Raw genomic sequence first — 15,325 nt, forward strand, 5'->3', positions numbered from 1 at the left:
TGCGTCAAACCTCAAACACAGGCTCTACCGCTTTAGTCGTCTCCCCTGCACATTGCACGGCTTTTTATTCAGACATCTCGCGTGCAATAAAAAAGACGCGTCAACTGCTCGCGTCTTTTTTGTGAATTGGAATTCGTTAATTCGCCTCGTTTAATCGGAAGCAAGCTTCCATTTGCCGTCGACGATTTGCACCATCACACGTGCACGCTGATCGAGACCCGCGTGATCGTTCGCGCTCATGTTGAAGATGCCGTGCGAGCCAGGCAGATCTTTCGTGTCTTCGAGCGCGGCGCGCAGTGCTTCGCGGAATTGCGGCGTACCGGGCTGGCCCTTCTTCAACGCGATGGGAATGGCGTGCTGCAGAAGCAGGCCCGCGTCCCACGCGTGACCGCCGAACGTCGAGATCGAGCCCGCGCCGTTGGCGCCTTCATACGCGCGCTTGTACGCGAGGGAAGCCTTCTTCACAGGATTCGAATCGGGCAGTTGATCGGCGACGAGCAGCGGACCAGCGGGCAGATACGTGCCTTCGCAATCCTTGCCGCACACGCGCAGGAAGTCGTTATTCGCGACGCCGTGCGTCTGATAGTACTTGCCCTTGAAGCCGCGTTCGCGCAGCGTCTTTTCGGGCAATGCGGCAGGCGTGCCCGCGCCGGCGATCAGCACGGCATCCGGGTTCTGCGACATCATCTTGAGCACCTGGCCCGTCACGGACGCATCGTTGCGCGCGAAACGTTCATTCGCGACGACCTTGATTTTCTTGAGATCGGCAGCCTTGCTGAACTCCTTGAACCAGCTCTCGCCGTAGGCGTCCGAGAAGCCGATGAATGCCACCGACTTCACGCCGTGGTTCGACATGTGCTGCGCGATGGCTGTCGCCATCAGGATGTCGTTCTGCGGCGTCTTGAAGACCCACGAGCGCTTCGGGTCCATCGGCTCGACGATCGATGCCGCCGCGGCCATCGAGATCATCGGCGTTTGCGTTTCGTTGGCGATGTCGATCATGGCCAGCGAGTTCGGCACGACGGTCGAGCCGATCAGCGCGTCGACGTGATCTTCACTGGTGAGCTTGCGTGCGTTCTTGACGGCTTGCGTCGAATCGGTCGCATCGTCGAGAACGATGTAGTCGATCTTCTGGCCCGCGATTTCCTTCGGCAGAAGCGCGCTGGTGTTCTTCTCCGGAATGCCGAGCGAGGCTGCGGGCCCCGTCGCCGACACCGTCATGCCGATTTTCACGTCCGCGAATGCCGCGCCGCTATAGGTTGCGCACACGCCTGCCGCGACGAGTGCCGCGCTGATCCACCGCAATGCCGACTTCATTCCGCTCCTCTACGCCCCGATGTTCGAATGGATTCGAATGTCCCAAAGGCCGACCCGATGGTCGGCGAATGGCGAGTGTAGCGGACCCATACCGCAGGCGGCAAGCGCTTTGAAGGCTTTGAATCTTTGGGGAAAAGCGGCGGGCGTAGTGTGAGAGAAAACGCCAGATTTACAATGCCGTGCGGCCCAGGAAGGCGCGCTGAAGAAGATGAGTTTTGAACGGAAAAAGTAAAAAGCGCTGTTGGATTTCGTCCAACAGCGCTTTTGTATGGGCACTTATGCGCCTCATGTCTCCTCGTTCTCCACCTGCAAAATTCGGTGCATCAGAACTGTGTGAAGATTAAACGGGGGACGCTTCACGAGCAACTAGCATTTACCCTAGTGGTGCAGCGCCGCACAGAAATGGGGCGCATTCTTGTAGTTTCGCTCCATGTTCGCGTCATTTCGCGGCGGCTACCGGTTATTTCGGATCGCAAACTGATTTCTACCCGGTTCAGGCACGCAACGGTTTGACCCGTTGCACGATCTCGCCGACGATGCCGCGCCGGAACGCCAGCACGCACGCGATGAAAATAAGGCCCGTGACGATCGTCGCCGACTCGCCGAGTGATCGGAACCACTCAACACCCGTCACCGACGCCAGCCCACTGCCGATATCGCCAAGCCGGTCCTCGAGCGCGACGATCAACGCGGCGCCGAGCAACGGCCCGAACAGCGTGCCCATGCCGCCCACCAGCGTCATCAGTACGACGAGGCCCGACATCGTCCAGTAGGCGTCGCCGAGCGTTTCAAAGCCCAGCACCAGCACCTTGAGCGAGCCGGCAAGACCTGCCAGCCCCGCCGACAGAATGAACGCCAGCAGCTTGAAGCGGTTCGTATCATAGCCGAGCGAGATCGCGCGGGGCTCGTTCTCCTTGATCGCGATCAGCACCTGCCCGAACGGCGAATGGACGATCCGCACAATCAGCAGGAACGCGAGCACCATCACGGCCAGCACGACGAAGTACAGCGTCAGATCGGAAGACAGGCTCAACGCGCCGAACAGTTTGCCGCGCGGCACGCCTTGCAGGCCATCTTCGCCGTGCGTGAACGGCGCCTGCAGGAACACGAAGTAGACCATCTGCGCGAGCGCGAGCGTCACCATGGCGAAGTAGATGCCCTGCCGGCGGATGGCGAACAGACCGACGACAAAGCCCAGCAGCGTCGCCGCCGCCACGCCCGCTATGACGCCGAGTTCAGGCGACATGCCGAGCGTCTGGATCGCGTAACCGGTGACGTAGCCCGCCGATGCGAGAAACATCGCGTGTCCGAACGACAGCAGGCCCGTATAGCCAATCAGCAGATTGAATGCGGCCGCGAACAGCGCAAAGCACAACACCTTCATCACGAACACGGGATACGCGCCGACAAACGGTGCAACGATGAGCCCGATCAGCAGCAGAACGTAGAGCGCTTTTCTCTGCATCATTTTTCCTTGCCGAAGAGACCTGCCGGACGCACCAGCAATACGAGCGCCATGATCACGAAGACCACGGTCGCCGACGCTTCCGGATAGAACACACGTGTGAACCCTTCGATCACGCCCAGCAAAAGGCCCGTGAGAATCGAACCCATGATCGAGCCCATGCCGCCGATCACCACGACCGCGAACACCGTGATGATCATCGGCTGGCCCATCAGCGGCGAGACCTGGATCACGGGTGCCGCGAGCACGCCGGCAAACGCGGCCAGCGCGACGCCGAAGCCGTACGTGAGCGTGACCATCATCGGTACGTTCACGCCGAATGCCTCGACGAGCTTCGGGTTCTCCGTGCCCGCGCGCAAATACGCGCCAAGACGCGTCTTCTCGATCACGAACCACGTCGCGAAGCACACCATCAGCGACGCGACGACCACCCACGCGCGATAGTTCGGCAGGAACATGAAGCCAAGATTGGTTGCGCCTGCAAGCGCCGACGGCACGTCGTACGGCTGCCCTGACGAACCGTAGATCGAATGGAACACGCCTTCGACGACGAGCGTGAGCCCGAACGTGAGCAACAGGCCATAGAGGTGATCGAGCTTGTACAGCCAGCGCAGCATCGAGCGTTCGATCACGATGCCGAACAGCCCGACGAGCACGGGCGCGAGCACCAGCATCACCCAGTACGGCAGACTGAAATACGACAGGCCCATCCATGTGAGCATCGCGCCCAGCATGAACAACGCGCCGTGCGCGAAGTTGATCACGTTGAGCAGACCGAAGATCACCGCCAGCCCCAGACTCAGGATCGCGTAGAACGAACCGTTCACGAGACCGAGCAGCAACTGGCTGAGCATCGCCGGTAGCGGAATGCCAAAGATATCCATTGAATCCGCCGTCAGAATAATATCGACGCAGTTCACTCACGAGACACAACGGGCGGCGCTGCGCCGCCCGTTACATTCCCCGCTGCGAACCGCTTACTTCCAGAGCGCGCAGCGCGTCTCCGCTTTCGTTCCGAATGCCTGATCGCCAGGAATCGTCGCGGTGATCTTGTAGTAATCCCACGGCTCTTTCGATTCCGACGGCTTCTTCACTTCCATCAGGTACATGTCGTGGATCATGCTGCCGTCCTGACGGATGTAGCCCTTCGCGTAGAAATCGTCGATCTTCGCCTTGTGCAGCTGATCCATCACCTTGTCACTGTCGGTCGTGCCAGCTGCCTGCACGGCCTTCAGATACGTGGTGACGGCCGAATAGTCCGCTGCCTGCAAACTGGTCGGCATCTTCTTCATCTTGTCGAAGTAGCGCTGCGCCCACTTGCGGGTATTGGCGTCCTTGTTCCAATACCAGCTATCGGTGGCGACGAGGCCCTGCGTCGTTTCAAGTCCGAGGCTGTGGATGTCGGTCAGGAAGATCAGCAGCGCGGCGATCTTCATCGACTTCGTCACGCCGAATTCCTTGGCGGCCTTGATCGCGTTGATGGTGTCGCCGCCCGCATTCGCGAGACCCAGCACCTGCGCCTTCGATCCTTGAGCCTGCAACAGGAACGACGAGAAGTCCGATGCCGACAACGGATGACGCACCGTGCCGAGCACCTGTCCGCCATTCGCCTTGACCACGTCCGACGTGTTCTTTTCGAGCGCCTTGCCGAACGCGTAATCCGCCGTCAGAAAGTACCAGGTCTTGCCGCCCTGCTTCGTGACGGCCGAGCCCGTGCCTTTTGCGAGCGCCATCGTGTCGTACGCGTAGTGCACCGTGTACGGCGTGCATTGCTCGTTGGTGAGGTTGTCCGCGCCCGCGCCGATGTTGATGTACGGCACCTTCTTTTCGCCCGCAACCTGATTGGTCGACAACGCAGTGGCCGAGTTCGTGCCGCCGATGATCACGTTGACGCCGTCGCGGTCGATCCATTCACGCGCCCGCGAAGCAGCAATGTCCGCCTTGTTCTGGTGATCGGCGTAGACCAGTTCGACCGGCTTGCCATTGACCTTGCCGCCGAAATCGGCAATCGCCATGCGGATCGCTTCGAGGCCACCCTGGCCATCGATATCCGCATACAGACCGGACAGATCAGTGATGTAGCCAATCTTGACGGTCGCGCCATCGGCAGCCTGTGCGCTGCCCGCAGCGAACATCGTGCCCGCAGCGGCCGCAAAGCAGACTGCTGACAATCTGGCGAAGTTCTTCAGTTTCATGCGTGTCTCCTGTTTCCATGCTTGTGGTTATCAGAGGCATCTGGGTGTGTCGTGCGTCGCAGTTCCCATGACGACCCCGATTTCTGGTCGGGATGCGTCCACCCCACTTAGACGCCGAGCAAATCGTGCAGCACCGGCATTTTGCTTTCGAGTTCCTTTGCACCGAAATGCTCGACGATGCGTCCATGCTCCATCACATAGAAACGATCGGCGAGCGGCGCGGCGAAGCGGAAGTTCTGTTCGACCATCACGATGGTGTAGCCGCGCGCCTTCAGCGTCACGATCATGCGCGCGAGCGCCTGCACGATCACGGGGGCAAGGCCTTCGGAAATTTCATCGAGCAGTAAGAGGTTCGCGCCCGTGCGCAGGATGCGCGCGACGGCCAGCATCTGTTGCTCGCCGCCCGATAGACGCGTCCCCTGGCTCATGCGCCGTTCCTGGAGATTGGGAAACATCTGGTAGATCTCGTCGATGGACATCATCAACGACTTGTCGCCGACGGGCGGCGGCAGCATCAGATTTTCTTCGCACGACAGGCTCGAAAAGATGCCGCGCTCTTCGGGGCAATAACCGACGCCGCAATGCGCGATCCGATGCGTCGCCATCGAAATGGTCTCGCGTCCACCGACGCGGATCGAACCCGTGCGTCGTCCCGTCAGGCCCATGATCGCGCGCAGCGTCGTGGTGCGGCCCGCGCCATTGCGGCCGAGCAGCGTGACGACCTCACCGCGGCTGACGGTCAGATCGACGCCATGCAGGATGTGCGATTCGCCGTACCATGCCTGCAGCCCCGCTATTTCCAGCGCGGGCTCGCCGCTCACCACACTGACCGATGCGTCTTCCTGTTCGCTCACTGTGCTCATGCATGCGCTCCGGCAAGCGCCGCGTCCGCACTGCCCATATAGGCCTGCATGACCAGCGGGTTCTTCGAGACTTCCGCGTACGTGCCTTCGGCGAGCACCTCGCCGCGTTGCAGGACGGTAATCGTGTCGGAGATGCCGGCTATCACATTCATGTTGTGTTCGACCATCAGGATCGTGCGACCCGCCGATACTTTTTTGATCAGCGCCGTCACGCGGTCAACGTCTTCATGTCCCATGCCTTGCGTCGGTTCGTCGAGCAGCATCAGTTCGGGTTCCATGCCGAGCGTCGTGGCGATTTCGAGCGCGCGCTTGCGGCCATATGAGAGTTCAACGGCGGGTACGTCGGCGAAATCGGTCAAGCCCACTTGCGTGAGCAGATCGATCGCCCGGTCGTCGAGTTGACGCAATGTGCGCTCGCTTCTCCAGAAATGAAACGCCGAGCCGAGCTGACGTTGAAGACCCACGCGAACGTTCTGCAATGCCGTCAGATGCGGAAATACAGCGGAAATCTGAAACGAGCGGATGATGCCGCGACGCGCGACCTGCGCAGGACGTTCGCCCGTGATGTCGATGCCGTCAAAGACGATCTGACCCGCAGTGGGCACGAGAAACTTGGTGAGCAGATTGAAGCAGGTGGTCTTGCCTGCGCCGTTCGGGCCGATGAGCGCATGGATCGAACCGCGCTTCACGCGCAGGTTCACACCGTTGACTGCGGTAAAACCCTTGAACTCACGAGTGAGCCCGCGCGTTTCGAGTATCGTATCGCCGAGAATCATGTTCCCTTCCATGCGAAGTAAGGCGAAGCATTACCGCGTTTTATTCCGCGCTGAAACGGCGCGACTGTTATTGGCGATGACACCCCCGTGCCAATCGTGGCGTGGTGCACCAATGCGGACGGTAATCCATGCCGCACCACGCAGCATGGATGCCATTGTCGCGCCAATGATGCAGCGCAATCATTGGGATTTGCACTTAGTGTTTAATGCGACCTTCACCACGCAAAACGTTAAACGTTGCGTGTCATGCAACGGACATCGGCGACGCGGTGTGGGTTTCGATGGTTTGACTGTCTCTTCGCGCACGGCGGTCGGCGCGAATCATGTCGCTCGCACGTTCCGCGATCATCAGTGTCGGCGAGTTCGTGTTGCCTGAGGTGATGGTGGGCATCACGGACGCGTCGACCACGCGCAACCCTTCGACACCGATCACGCGCAAGCGGCTATCGACGACAGCGCCGGGATCATTCGATGTGCCCATCCGGCATGTGCCGACGGGATGGAAAATAGTTGTACCGACTTGCCCCGCCGCGATCTGCAATTCTTCCTCGGTCTGAAACTGGATGCCGGGCAAGATTTCTTCGGGCCGATAGGGTTTCAAGGCAGGCGCGGCTGCAATGCGGCGCGTGAGACGCAGCGCATTCGCAGCGACGTGACGGTCGTAATCGGTGGACAGATAGTTCGGCGCAATCAGGGGCGCCACGTGCGGGTCGCGCGATTCGATGTGCACGCTGCCACGCGAAGTCGGACGCAAATGACACACCGACGCCGTGAACGCGTTGAAGCGATGCAAGGGATCACCGAACTTGTCGAGTGAAAGCGGCTGCACGTGATACTCGAGATCGGAACGCGTCAAAGATATGTCGTTCACATCGGACTTCGCAAATGCGCCTAGTTGCGACGGCGACATCGACATCGGCCCGCTTTGCATCAGCAGGTACTGCAGCCCGATCATCATCTTGCCCCACCAGTGCGCGGAGGCCGTATTCAATGTGCGCACGCCATGCACCTTATACGCCATGCGCAATTGCAAATGGTCCTGAAGATTTTCGCCTACGCCACGCAGATCGTTCACGACCTCGATGCCGAGATTCTGCAGACGCGCGCCATTGCCGATGCCCGACAGTTCGAGCAGTTGCGGCGAGTTCACTGCGCCTGAACTCATGATGACTTCGATGCGCGCCTTCGCGATGTACTCGACATCGCCGCCACGATATTCGACACCGGCGCAGCGCTTGCCTTCGAATACGACGCGCTGTGTGTGCGCGCCCGTGATGACGGTGAGATTCGGCCGCTGCATCGCTGGCCGCAAAAAAGCCTTCGATGCATTCCAGCGAATGCCGCGCTTCTGGTTCACGTCGAAATAGCCGACGCCCGTGTTGTCGCCGCGATTGAAATCGTCTGTGGCGGGAATACCGGTTTCTTGCGCGGCTTCGGAGAACTTCTCAAGAATCTTCCATTTGAGGCGCTGCTTTTCCACACGCCATTGACCGCCCGCGCCGTGGAATTCGTTTGCGCCGCCATGATGATCTTCGCTGCGTTTGAAGACAGGCAGCACGGCATCCCACGACCACGACGAATCGCCCGTCACACGCGCCCATTCGTCGTAGTCTTCGCGCTGCCCGCGCATATAGATCATGCCGTTGATCGACGAGCAGCCGCCCAATACGCGGCCTCGCGGATACGACAACGCACGTCCGTTGAGGCCGGGTTCCGCCTGCGTTTTATAGAGCCAATCGGTGCGCGGATTGCCGATGCAATAGAGGTAGCCGACGGGCACGTGAATCCAGTGGTAATCATCCTTGCCGCCTGCTTCGAGCAGCAACACGGTGACGTCGGGATCTTCGGTCAGGCGATTCGCAAGCACACAGCCCGCCGTGCCCGCACCGACCACGATGTAGTCGAATTCGCCTTCGAGTTTTCTTGCTGTCGTGCTCACCCTTGTCTCCTTCGCATGGCCACCTTGCATGGCATCTGTTTGCGCTTTGAGCGTTCGTGCCGCTACTGTTTTTTGTTTATCAACACCACACGCGCGATGCGCACGGCACTGCGCTATTGAAAGCACAATGCCGCGGCCATTCCAAGCTGCTGATTCGTGTTACTTCGCAACGGGCATCGTGAACTCGGCGCCCTTCGCAATGCTGTCCGGCCAGCGCTGCATGATGCTCTTGTAGCGCGTATAGAAACGCACGCCTTCTTCCCCATACGCGTGGTGATCGCCAAACAGCGACCGCTTCCAGCCGCCGAACGAGTGCCATGCCATCGGTACAGGAATCGGCACATTGATGCCGACCATGCCGATCTGAATTTGACGCGAGAACGCGCGCGCAACACCGCCATCCGACGTGAACAGCGACACGCCGTTGGCAAACTCGTTCTTGTTGATGAGTTCGACAGCCGAAGCAAAATCGGGCACGCGCACCACGCACAACACGGGGCCGAAAATCTCTTCGCGATAGATCTTCATGTCGGTCTTCACATCGTCGAACAATGTGCCGCCGAGGAAGAAGCCTTTCTCGTGACCCGGCACCTTATGCCCGCGTCCATCGACCACGAGCTTCGCACCCGCCTCGACACCTGCGTCGATATACCCCGACACTTTCTCGCGATGCGCCGCCGTCACGAGCGGACCCATTTCCGCTTCGCCTTCCATGCCGTTCATGATCTTCAGCGTCTTCACGCGCGGCGTGAGCCTGTCGATCAATTCGTCGGCGATATGACCGACTGCGACCGCAACGGAAATCGCCATGCAACGCTCGCCCGCCGATCCATACGCCGCGCCGATCAAGGCATCGACGGCCTGATCGAGGTCCGCATCCGGCATCACGACGAGGTGATTCTTTGCGCCGCCCAGCGCCTGCACCCGCTTGCCGTGCTTCGTGCCTTCCGTGTAGATGTATTCGGCGATGGGCGTCGAGCCGACGAACGACAGCGCGCTGACATCGGGATGCGCGAGCAATGCATCGACAGCCACCTTGTCGCCGTGCACGACATTGAACACACCATCCGGCAAGCCCGCTTCCTTCAGCAATTCGGCAAGCCGGATCGACGCCGAAGGATCGCGTTCCGACGGCTTCAACACGAACGTATTGCCGCATGCGATCGCAACGGGGAACATCCAGCACGGGACCATCATCGGGAAGTTGAACGGCGTGATGCCCGCGACCACACCCAACGACTGACGCAGGTTCCAGTTATCGATGCCACCGCCGATCTGATCGGTGAAATCGGTCTTCAACAGATTCGGAATGCCGCACGCGAATTCGACGATCTCGATGCCGCGCATCACTTCGCCCTTCGCATCCGAGAACACCTTGCCGTGTTCGCGCGTGATCAGTTCGGCGAGTTCGTCGTGGTGACGGTCCAGCAGTTCCTTGAACTTGAACAGCACGCGTGCGCGCTTGATCGGCGCCGTTTCGCTCCACGCGGGAAAGGCGGCCTTTGCGGCAGCGACGGCTGCGTCGACTTCGGTCACGCTCGCGAGCGGCACGCGCGACGACACCTCGCCTGTTGCCGGATTGAACACGTCGCCAAAGCGCTGGCTCGTGCCATCGATAGGACGGCCGTTGATCACGTGCGTCAGCGCGCGCACCTTGCCTTGATCTGTCTCGCTCATGGTGTCTCCTGTGTAGGGCTTTTTGACGGTCGATGCTGCAGCGCAATGCGGCACGCCTTTGCATGATGATTTGAAGCGTAATCGGCAAACGCGCGGCAAATCCAATGAGTAATGCTCAAATGCGATATAAGGCGCGTTAATATCAGCAGATGGACCTCACCCTGCTCCGCGCCTTCGCGACGGTCGCGCGCGAAGGCAATCTGACGCGCGCTGCCGCGCAATTGCATCTGACCCAGCCCGCCGTCAGTCTGCAGATCAAGAACCTGCAAACCGCGCTCGGCGTGACGCTGTTCACCCGCACGTCGCACGGCCTCGCGCTCACGCGCGACGGCCAGGCGCTGTTGCCGCACGCCGAGCGCGCCCTCGCGGCCGCCAGCGATGTCGAACGGGCGGCCGCCACGCTGCGCCAGGAAGTGCGCGGGCGTCTGCGCATCGGCACGATTCTCGATCCGGCGTTTCTGCGGCTTGGCGGGTTTCTGAAGCAGCTCGTCGAGACGTGGCCGCACATCGAAACGCAATTGCGGCACGGCATGTCCGGCTGGGTGCGCGACCAGGTGCGTGCGGGCGAACTCGACGTCGGTTACTACATCGGCCAGCCGGACGACGACGAACCGCGCGACAGCGCGATCTTTCACGCTGTCACCCTGACGCACTTTCAATACCGCGTGCTGGCGCCGCCCGGCTGGAAAGACCGCATGAAAGGCGCACGCGACTGGCGCGCGCTCGCTTCGTTTCCGTGGATCTGGACGCCGCCCGCGTCCGCGCACAACCGGCTGCTGACGCGCCGCTTCGCAGATGCCGGGGTCAAGCCCGTCAAGGTCGCAGAAGTGGATCAGGAACCGTCGATGCTCGATCTCGTCAAATCGGGCGTCGGCCTCACGCTCGCGCGAGATTCGACCGCGCTCGCTGAAGCGCACGCGCACGCGCTGACGATCGTCGAAGGCATCACGGTGCCGACCGAGCTGACATTCATCACGCTCGCCGCGCACAAGGACGAGCCGGCGATCGCTGTGGCGCTGAAGCTGATTGAACAGCAGTGGTCGGCGTAAGCGACGCACGCGGAGCGCGCGCCATAACGCGAGAAGATGCGTTGCGCGATATGAGCCGACCTCATGACACAGCGGAGGCTTTGCACCTTCCCGCGCCGTGGCCTTTAACCACATCGTCATGGGCTTTTTGCTAGATTGACGCTTTGCCCGCTTTTCCCCGCTGTTTTCCGTATCGCTTTGGTCTCTGCCGGCCGGTTTGCGCACTCAGGCAATCGGGGCGAACCCGTCGTCGTCAGAAGCCGTCCACGTTCATCTTTCGACAGGAGCTTCACATGGCCCGCAACATCGAAATCAAAGCCCGCGCGCAGCACTTCGAGCAGCTTCGCGAGCGCGCCGCTGCGCTTTCGCCTGATGCTCCGTTGATTTTTCGCCAGCAGGACTTTTTCTACGACGTGCCGCGTGGCCGCCTGAAGTTGCGCCAGTTCGACGACGGCACACCCGCCGAACTGATCTTCTATCAGCGCGACGACCGCGACGGCCCGAAGGCGTCGTACTACACGCGCAGCCCGGTGACGAACCCCGAAGCGATGCACTCCCTGCTCGCCACCGCGCTCACCACGCGCGGCATCGTCACGAAGGAGCGCCATGTGTATATCGTCGGGCGCACGCGGATTCACCTGGACCGCGTCGACGGTCTGGGCGATTTCGTCGAGCTCGAAGTCGTGCTCGCGCAGGATGACGACGAAGAAGGCGGCGAAAAAGAAGCGCACGCCGTGTTCTCGAAGCTGGGCGTGCCGGAATCGGACCTGGTTGCCGTCGCCTATGTGGACATGCTGAATCAGGAGCCGTTGAAAGCCGCCTGATTTCAGACGTGCCGCGCGGTCAGACGGCGGCTGCGCCCGGCGTCAGATGACCGAGCGGCAATGGGCCGTTGCGCTTGAACGTCGTCAGCACGATGTACGAGCGCACGCTGTCGACGCCCGGCACCCGCATCAGCTTCTTCATCACGAACGACGACAGCGCGTTCAGATCCGGCGCCACGATACGCAGCAGGTAATCTGCGTCGCCGACCACCGCGTGGCACTCCAGCACTTCGGGCAGCACGTCGATCTGCTGCTGGAACTGCTCGATGATCGAATCGCCGTGGTGCTTCAGTTTCAGGCTCGTGAAGGCCGTCACGCCGAGCCCGAGCTTTTCGGGCCGCAGCACGACGCGATAGCCGTCGACCACGCCAATCGACTCCAGCCGCTGCAGGCGCCGCCCGATCTGCGACGGCGACAGCGGCACCTGCTCGCCCAGTTGCTGGTGCGTCGCGCGCCCGAAGCGCTGCAGGACGTCGAGCAGCGCCAGATCGAAGTGATCGAGTTCTAGCATGTAAATCCTCCGCATCAATTGGCGATTCAACGCACGATTATCGCATTCCATCCGTGCAATTCGGCAAACATGCGCCCTTTCCGCGCGTTGCCCGCTCTAGACTTGCACGGTGTCCACTTATCGGGCGAGCGCGCCCAGCCAGTCATCCGTCATGTCCGTCCCGAACACCGCGAAGCTCAAGGAGCAATTCGACGCCGGCCTCGAAACCCGCGCAGACTTCACCATCGACCAGCCGATGCATCGCTACGGCGCGGTCGATCACGCGGTGTGGAAACAGCTCTATACGCGGCAGACGGCGCTGCTCAAGGGGCGCGTGTGCGACGAGTTTCTGGAAGGCGTCGAGCGGCTGAATCTGTCGCCGGAAAGCGTGCCTTCGTTTGACGCGATCAACGAACAACTGATCCCTGCGACGGGCTGGCGGATCGTCGCCGTGCCGGGTCTCGTGCCGGATCAGGTATTTTTCGAGCATCTGGCGAACCGCCGCTTTCCCGTGACATGGTGGATGCGCCGTCCGGATCAGCTCGACTACCTGCAGGAGCCCGACTGCTTCCACGATCTGTACGGGCATGTGCCGCTGCTGATCAACCCGGTGTTCGCCGACTACATGCACGCGTACGGCCGCGCGGCCCTTGCCGCGAACGACGCGAACGCGCTGCCGCTGCTCGCGCGCCTGTATTGGTACACAGTCGAGTTCGGCCTGATCCGCGACGACGCGAGTCCAAACGGCGTAAAAATCTACGGTGCAGGAATCGTGTCGAGCAAAGGCGAGACGCTCTACAGCCAGCAAAGCGACGCACCCAATCGCATCGCATTCGATCTCGAACGCGTGATGCAGACGCAGTACCGGATCGACACGTTTCAAAAGACCTACTTCGTGATCGACGATTTCTCGCAACTGTTCGACGTCGCGCGTACCGACTTCGCGCCGCTGCTGGCAAAGCTCGCGCATGCCGCCCCGTTCCCCGCAGGCGAAGTGCGTGCCGCCGACGCCGTCATCACACGCGGCACGGGCGAAGGCTGGGCAACGGACGGCGACATCTGACGTAGCGCTCTGCAGCAACCCTTCAACCGTGAAAAAATAGGACGAGTGCGTATGCGTCGATGTACACGGCATCGGCACAGCCCCGCACAGCTTCAAAAGGTGACACGATGATCCAGAAACTCTCTTCTGAACAACGCGCAACGCAGATCGCTCAACTCGATGGCTGGCAAAGCGTCGAAGGCCGCGATGCGATCAAACGGCAGCTCAGGTTCGCCGACTTCAACGAAGCGTTCGGCTTCATGACACGCGTCGCGATCAAGGCCCAGGAGATGGACCATCATCCGGAATGGTTCAACGTCTATAGCAACGTCGAGATCACGCTATCGACGCACGAAGCAAACGGAATCACCGAGCGCGACATTCGCCTTGCGCGTTTCATTGATGAAATTGCGGCGGGAAAGTGACGCAAGCGGCGACCCATGCAGTTGATCGGACGAAAGCCGGCCACGCTCCAAAACCCTGAAGAAAGCCCGCAATGAAAGCGTTTTGCAGGTAATCAGGCCACCAAACCTTCACTTCTTTAGGCCATTCTTAAGGGACACGTAAGAATCCCACGCGGCGCGGGCAATCTCGTCCATTCCTTCCTGCGGCAGCACGGTCTGTCGCTGTACAATCATCAGCGCATACGGCTTGGAGAGCGCGCTTGCCTCCTTGCACAGAACGAGTTCGTCACCGCTCGAAGGCGAGCGGGAACGCCAGAAATTGATCGCGGCTTCCAGTTCGTGGATCGTAATATCGGACATGGCTGGCAGATCTGTTGAAGGCCGCATCGACGGCACGCCGCACGGCATTCTGTGCAGCAGGCGCCCCGGCGAACCGCGTGCCCCTTGCCCAACCCATTGTACTTGAGCGAAACCCATGCGACTCCTTCTGATCGAAGACGACCGCCCTATCGCGCGCGGCATCCAAAGCAGTCTCGAACAAGCCGGCTTCACGGTCGACATGGTCCACGACGGCATCTTCGCCGAACAGGCCCTCACCCAAAACCGCCACGAACTCGTGATCCTCGATCTGGGATTGCCCGGCATCGACGGCATGACGCTGCTGTCGCGTTTCCGTCAAAGCAACCGTCATACGCCCGTGATCGTCCTGACCGCGCGCGACGAATTGAATGATCGCGTGCAAGGCCTCAATTCCGGCGCCGACGACTACATGCTGAAGCCGTTCGAGCCCGCCGAACTGGAAGCGCGCATTCGCGCCGTGATGCGCCGCAGCGGACCGCACGGCGACATGCCGCGTCCGGAAGTGTCGCTCGGTGGCGTGCGTCTGTCGGGTGTGGATCGCCGCATCTTCAACGACGACAAGCCGCTCGAACTGTCGCCGCGCGAATTCGCCGTGCTCGAAATGCTGTTGCTGCGCCACGGCCGCGTGGTCAGCAAGGCGCAACTGCAGGATCACCTGACTCACTTCGGCGGCGATCTCGGCGACACCGCGATCGAAGTCTATGTGCACCGCGTGCGCAAAAAGCTCGAAAACTGCCGCGTCGAAATCGTCACGGTGCGCGGTTTCGGCTATCTGCTCCAGGAAATCCGCCAGGCGTCATAATGGTCGTCAAGACCGTTGTGGTCTGACGGCGTCCGGGTTGTCCGACGGGCGGCCGCAAGCGCATCTTCACGGTTGCGCGGCGGCCGCCTGTGTCATTCAGCCCGGATGTGAATCGCCGTTTGAACTGCCGTTTCAACTGCATT

The 15,325-nt window shown here is 60.9% G+C and carries 15 protein-coding genes; 5 read left to right on the forward strand and 10 right to left on the reverse strand.

All coding sequences use genetic code 11. The features are described 5' to 3' along the window. Positions 1-150: 150 nt before the first annotated feature. From C2L66_RS16145 to C2L66_RS16180, 8 genes are all read right to left on the reverse strand, one after another. The gene (locus C2L66_RS16145) at positions 151-1,317 is read right to left on the reverse strand and encodes an ABC transporter substrate-binding protein (RefSeq protein WP_035987378.1); all 1,167 of its coding nucleotides are present in this window, start codon (positions 1,315-1,317) and stop codon (positions 151-153) included. Positions 1,318-1,810: 493 nt separating this feature from the next. After that, a complete protein-coding gene (locus tag C2L66_RS16150) occupies positions 1,811-2,782 on the reverse strand; it encodes a branched-chain amino acid ABC transporter permease (protein ID WP_060602417.1) in 972 nt (323 codons plus the stop codon). Next, a complete protein-coding gene (locus C2L66_RS16155; RefSeq protein WP_060599489.1) occupies positions 2,782-3,666 on the reverse strand; it encodes a branched-chain amino acid ABC transporter permease in 885 nt (294 codons plus the stop codon). The genes C2L66_RS16150 and C2L66_RS16155 overlap by 1 nt, the downstream gene beginning before the upstream one ends. 93 nt (positions 3,667-3,759) lie before the next feature. Then, positions 3,760-4,977, reverse strand: a complete 1,218-nt coding sequence (locus C2L66_RS16160) for an ABC transporter substrate-binding protein (protein ID WP_035987374.1) — start codon at positions 4,975-4,977, stop codon at positions 3,760-3,762. Between the two features lie 107 nt (positions 4,978-5,084). Further along, positions 5,085-5,840 carry an ABC transporter ATP-binding protein gene (locus tag C2L66_RS16165; protein ID WP_035987372.1) on the reverse strand — a complete coding sequence of 252 codons (756 nt, stop codon included), beginning with the start codon at positions 5,838-5,840 and terminating at the stop codon, positions 5,085-5,087. Beyond that, positions 5,837-6,616 (reverse strand): ABC transporter ATP-binding protein, encoded by a 780-nt coding sequence (locus tag C2L66_RS16170; RefSeq protein WP_035987717.1) that lies wholly within the window; start codon positions 6,614-6,616, stop codon positions 5,837-5,839. The genes C2L66_RS16165 and C2L66_RS16170 overlap by 4 nt, the downstream gene beginning before the upstream one ends. A 244-nt stretch (positions 6,617-6,860) precedes the next feature. Then, positions 6,861-8,585, reverse strand: coding sequence for a GMC family oxidoreductase (locus C2L66_RS16175; protein WP_060599488.1), 1,725 nt, complete (start codon positions 8,583-8,585; stop codon positions 6,861-6,863). Between the two features lie 129 nt (positions 8,586-8,714). Next, positions 8,715-10,232, reverse strand: coding sequence for a CoA-acylating methylmalonate-semialdehyde dehydrogenase (locus C2L66_RS16180; protein ID WP_054929330.1), 1,518 nt, complete (start codon positions 10,230-10,232; stop codon positions 8,715-8,717). Between the two features lie 149 nt (positions 10,233-10,381). On the opposite strand from C2L66_RS16180, the gene C2L66_RS16185 reads away from it, so the two are divergent. Together C2L66_RS16185 and C2L66_RS16190 are read left to right on the forward strand one after the other, a co-directional pair. Continuing rightward, positions 10,382-11,281 (forward strand): LysR family transcriptional regulator, encoded by a 900-nt coding sequence (locus C2L66_RS16185; RefSeq protein WP_054929331.1) that lies wholly within the window; start codon positions 10,382-10,384, stop codon positions 11,279-11,281. A gap of 272 nt (positions 11,282-11,553) precedes the next feature. Further along, complete coding sequence (locus C2L66_RS16190; protein ID WP_007581718.1) at positions 11,554-12,084, forward strand: class IV adenylate cyclase; 531 nt, start codon at positions 11,554-11,556, stop codon at positions 12,082-12,084. Between the two features lie 19 nt (positions 12,085-12,103). On the opposite strand, the gene C2L66_RS16195 is transcribed toward C2L66_RS16190, so the two are convergent. Beyond that, a complete protein-coding gene (locus tag C2L66_RS16195; RefSeq protein WP_035987364.1) occupies positions 12,104-12,595 on the reverse strand; it encodes an Lrp/AsnC family transcriptional regulator in 492 nt (163 codons plus the stop codon). Positions 12,596-12,746: 151 nt separating this feature from the next. Between C2L66_RS16195 and phhA the strand changes: the two genes are divergently transcribed. Together phhA and C2L66_RS16205 are read left to right on the forward strand one after the other, a co-directional pair. Then, positions 12,747-13,637: a phenylalanine 4-monooxygenase gene (gene phhA / locus C2L66_RS16200; RefSeq protein ID WP_060599487.1), complete on the forward strand. Its 891-nt coding sequence runs from the start codon at positions 12,747-12,749 to the stop codon at positions 13,635-13,637. A 107-nt stretch (positions 13,638-13,744) separates the two neighbouring features. Then, positions 13,745-14,041, forward strand: coding sequence for a 4a-hydroxytetrahydrobiopterin dehydratase (locus C2L66_RS16205; protein ID WP_060599486.1), 297 nt, complete (start codon positions 13,745-13,747; stop codon positions 14,039-14,041). A 108-nt stretch (positions 14,042-14,149) separates the two neighbouring features. On the opposite strand, the gene C2L66_RS16210 is transcribed toward C2L66_RS16205, so the two are convergent. After that, a complete protein-coding gene (locus C2L66_RS16210) occupies positions 14,150-14,380 on the reverse strand; it encodes a DUF3717 domain-containing protein (protein WP_035987359.1) in 231 nt (76 codons plus the stop codon). 115 nt (positions 14,381-14,495) lie between these two features. Between C2L66_RS16210 and C2L66_RS16215 the strand changes: the two genes are divergently transcribed. Next, positions 14,496-15,182: a response regulator transcription factor gene (locus C2L66_RS16215; RefSeq protein WP_007581727.1), complete on the forward strand. Its 687-nt coding sequence runs from the start codon at positions 14,496-14,498 to the stop codon at positions 15,180-15,182. The last annotated feature ends 143 nt before the right edge of the window (positions 15,183-15,325 follow it).

This window comes from Paraburkholderia caribensis, from assembly GCF_002902945.1.
GTDB classification, from domain to species: Bacteria; Pseudomonadota; Gammaproteobacteria; order Burkholderiales; family Burkholderiaceae; genus Paraburkholderia; species Paraburkholderia caribensis.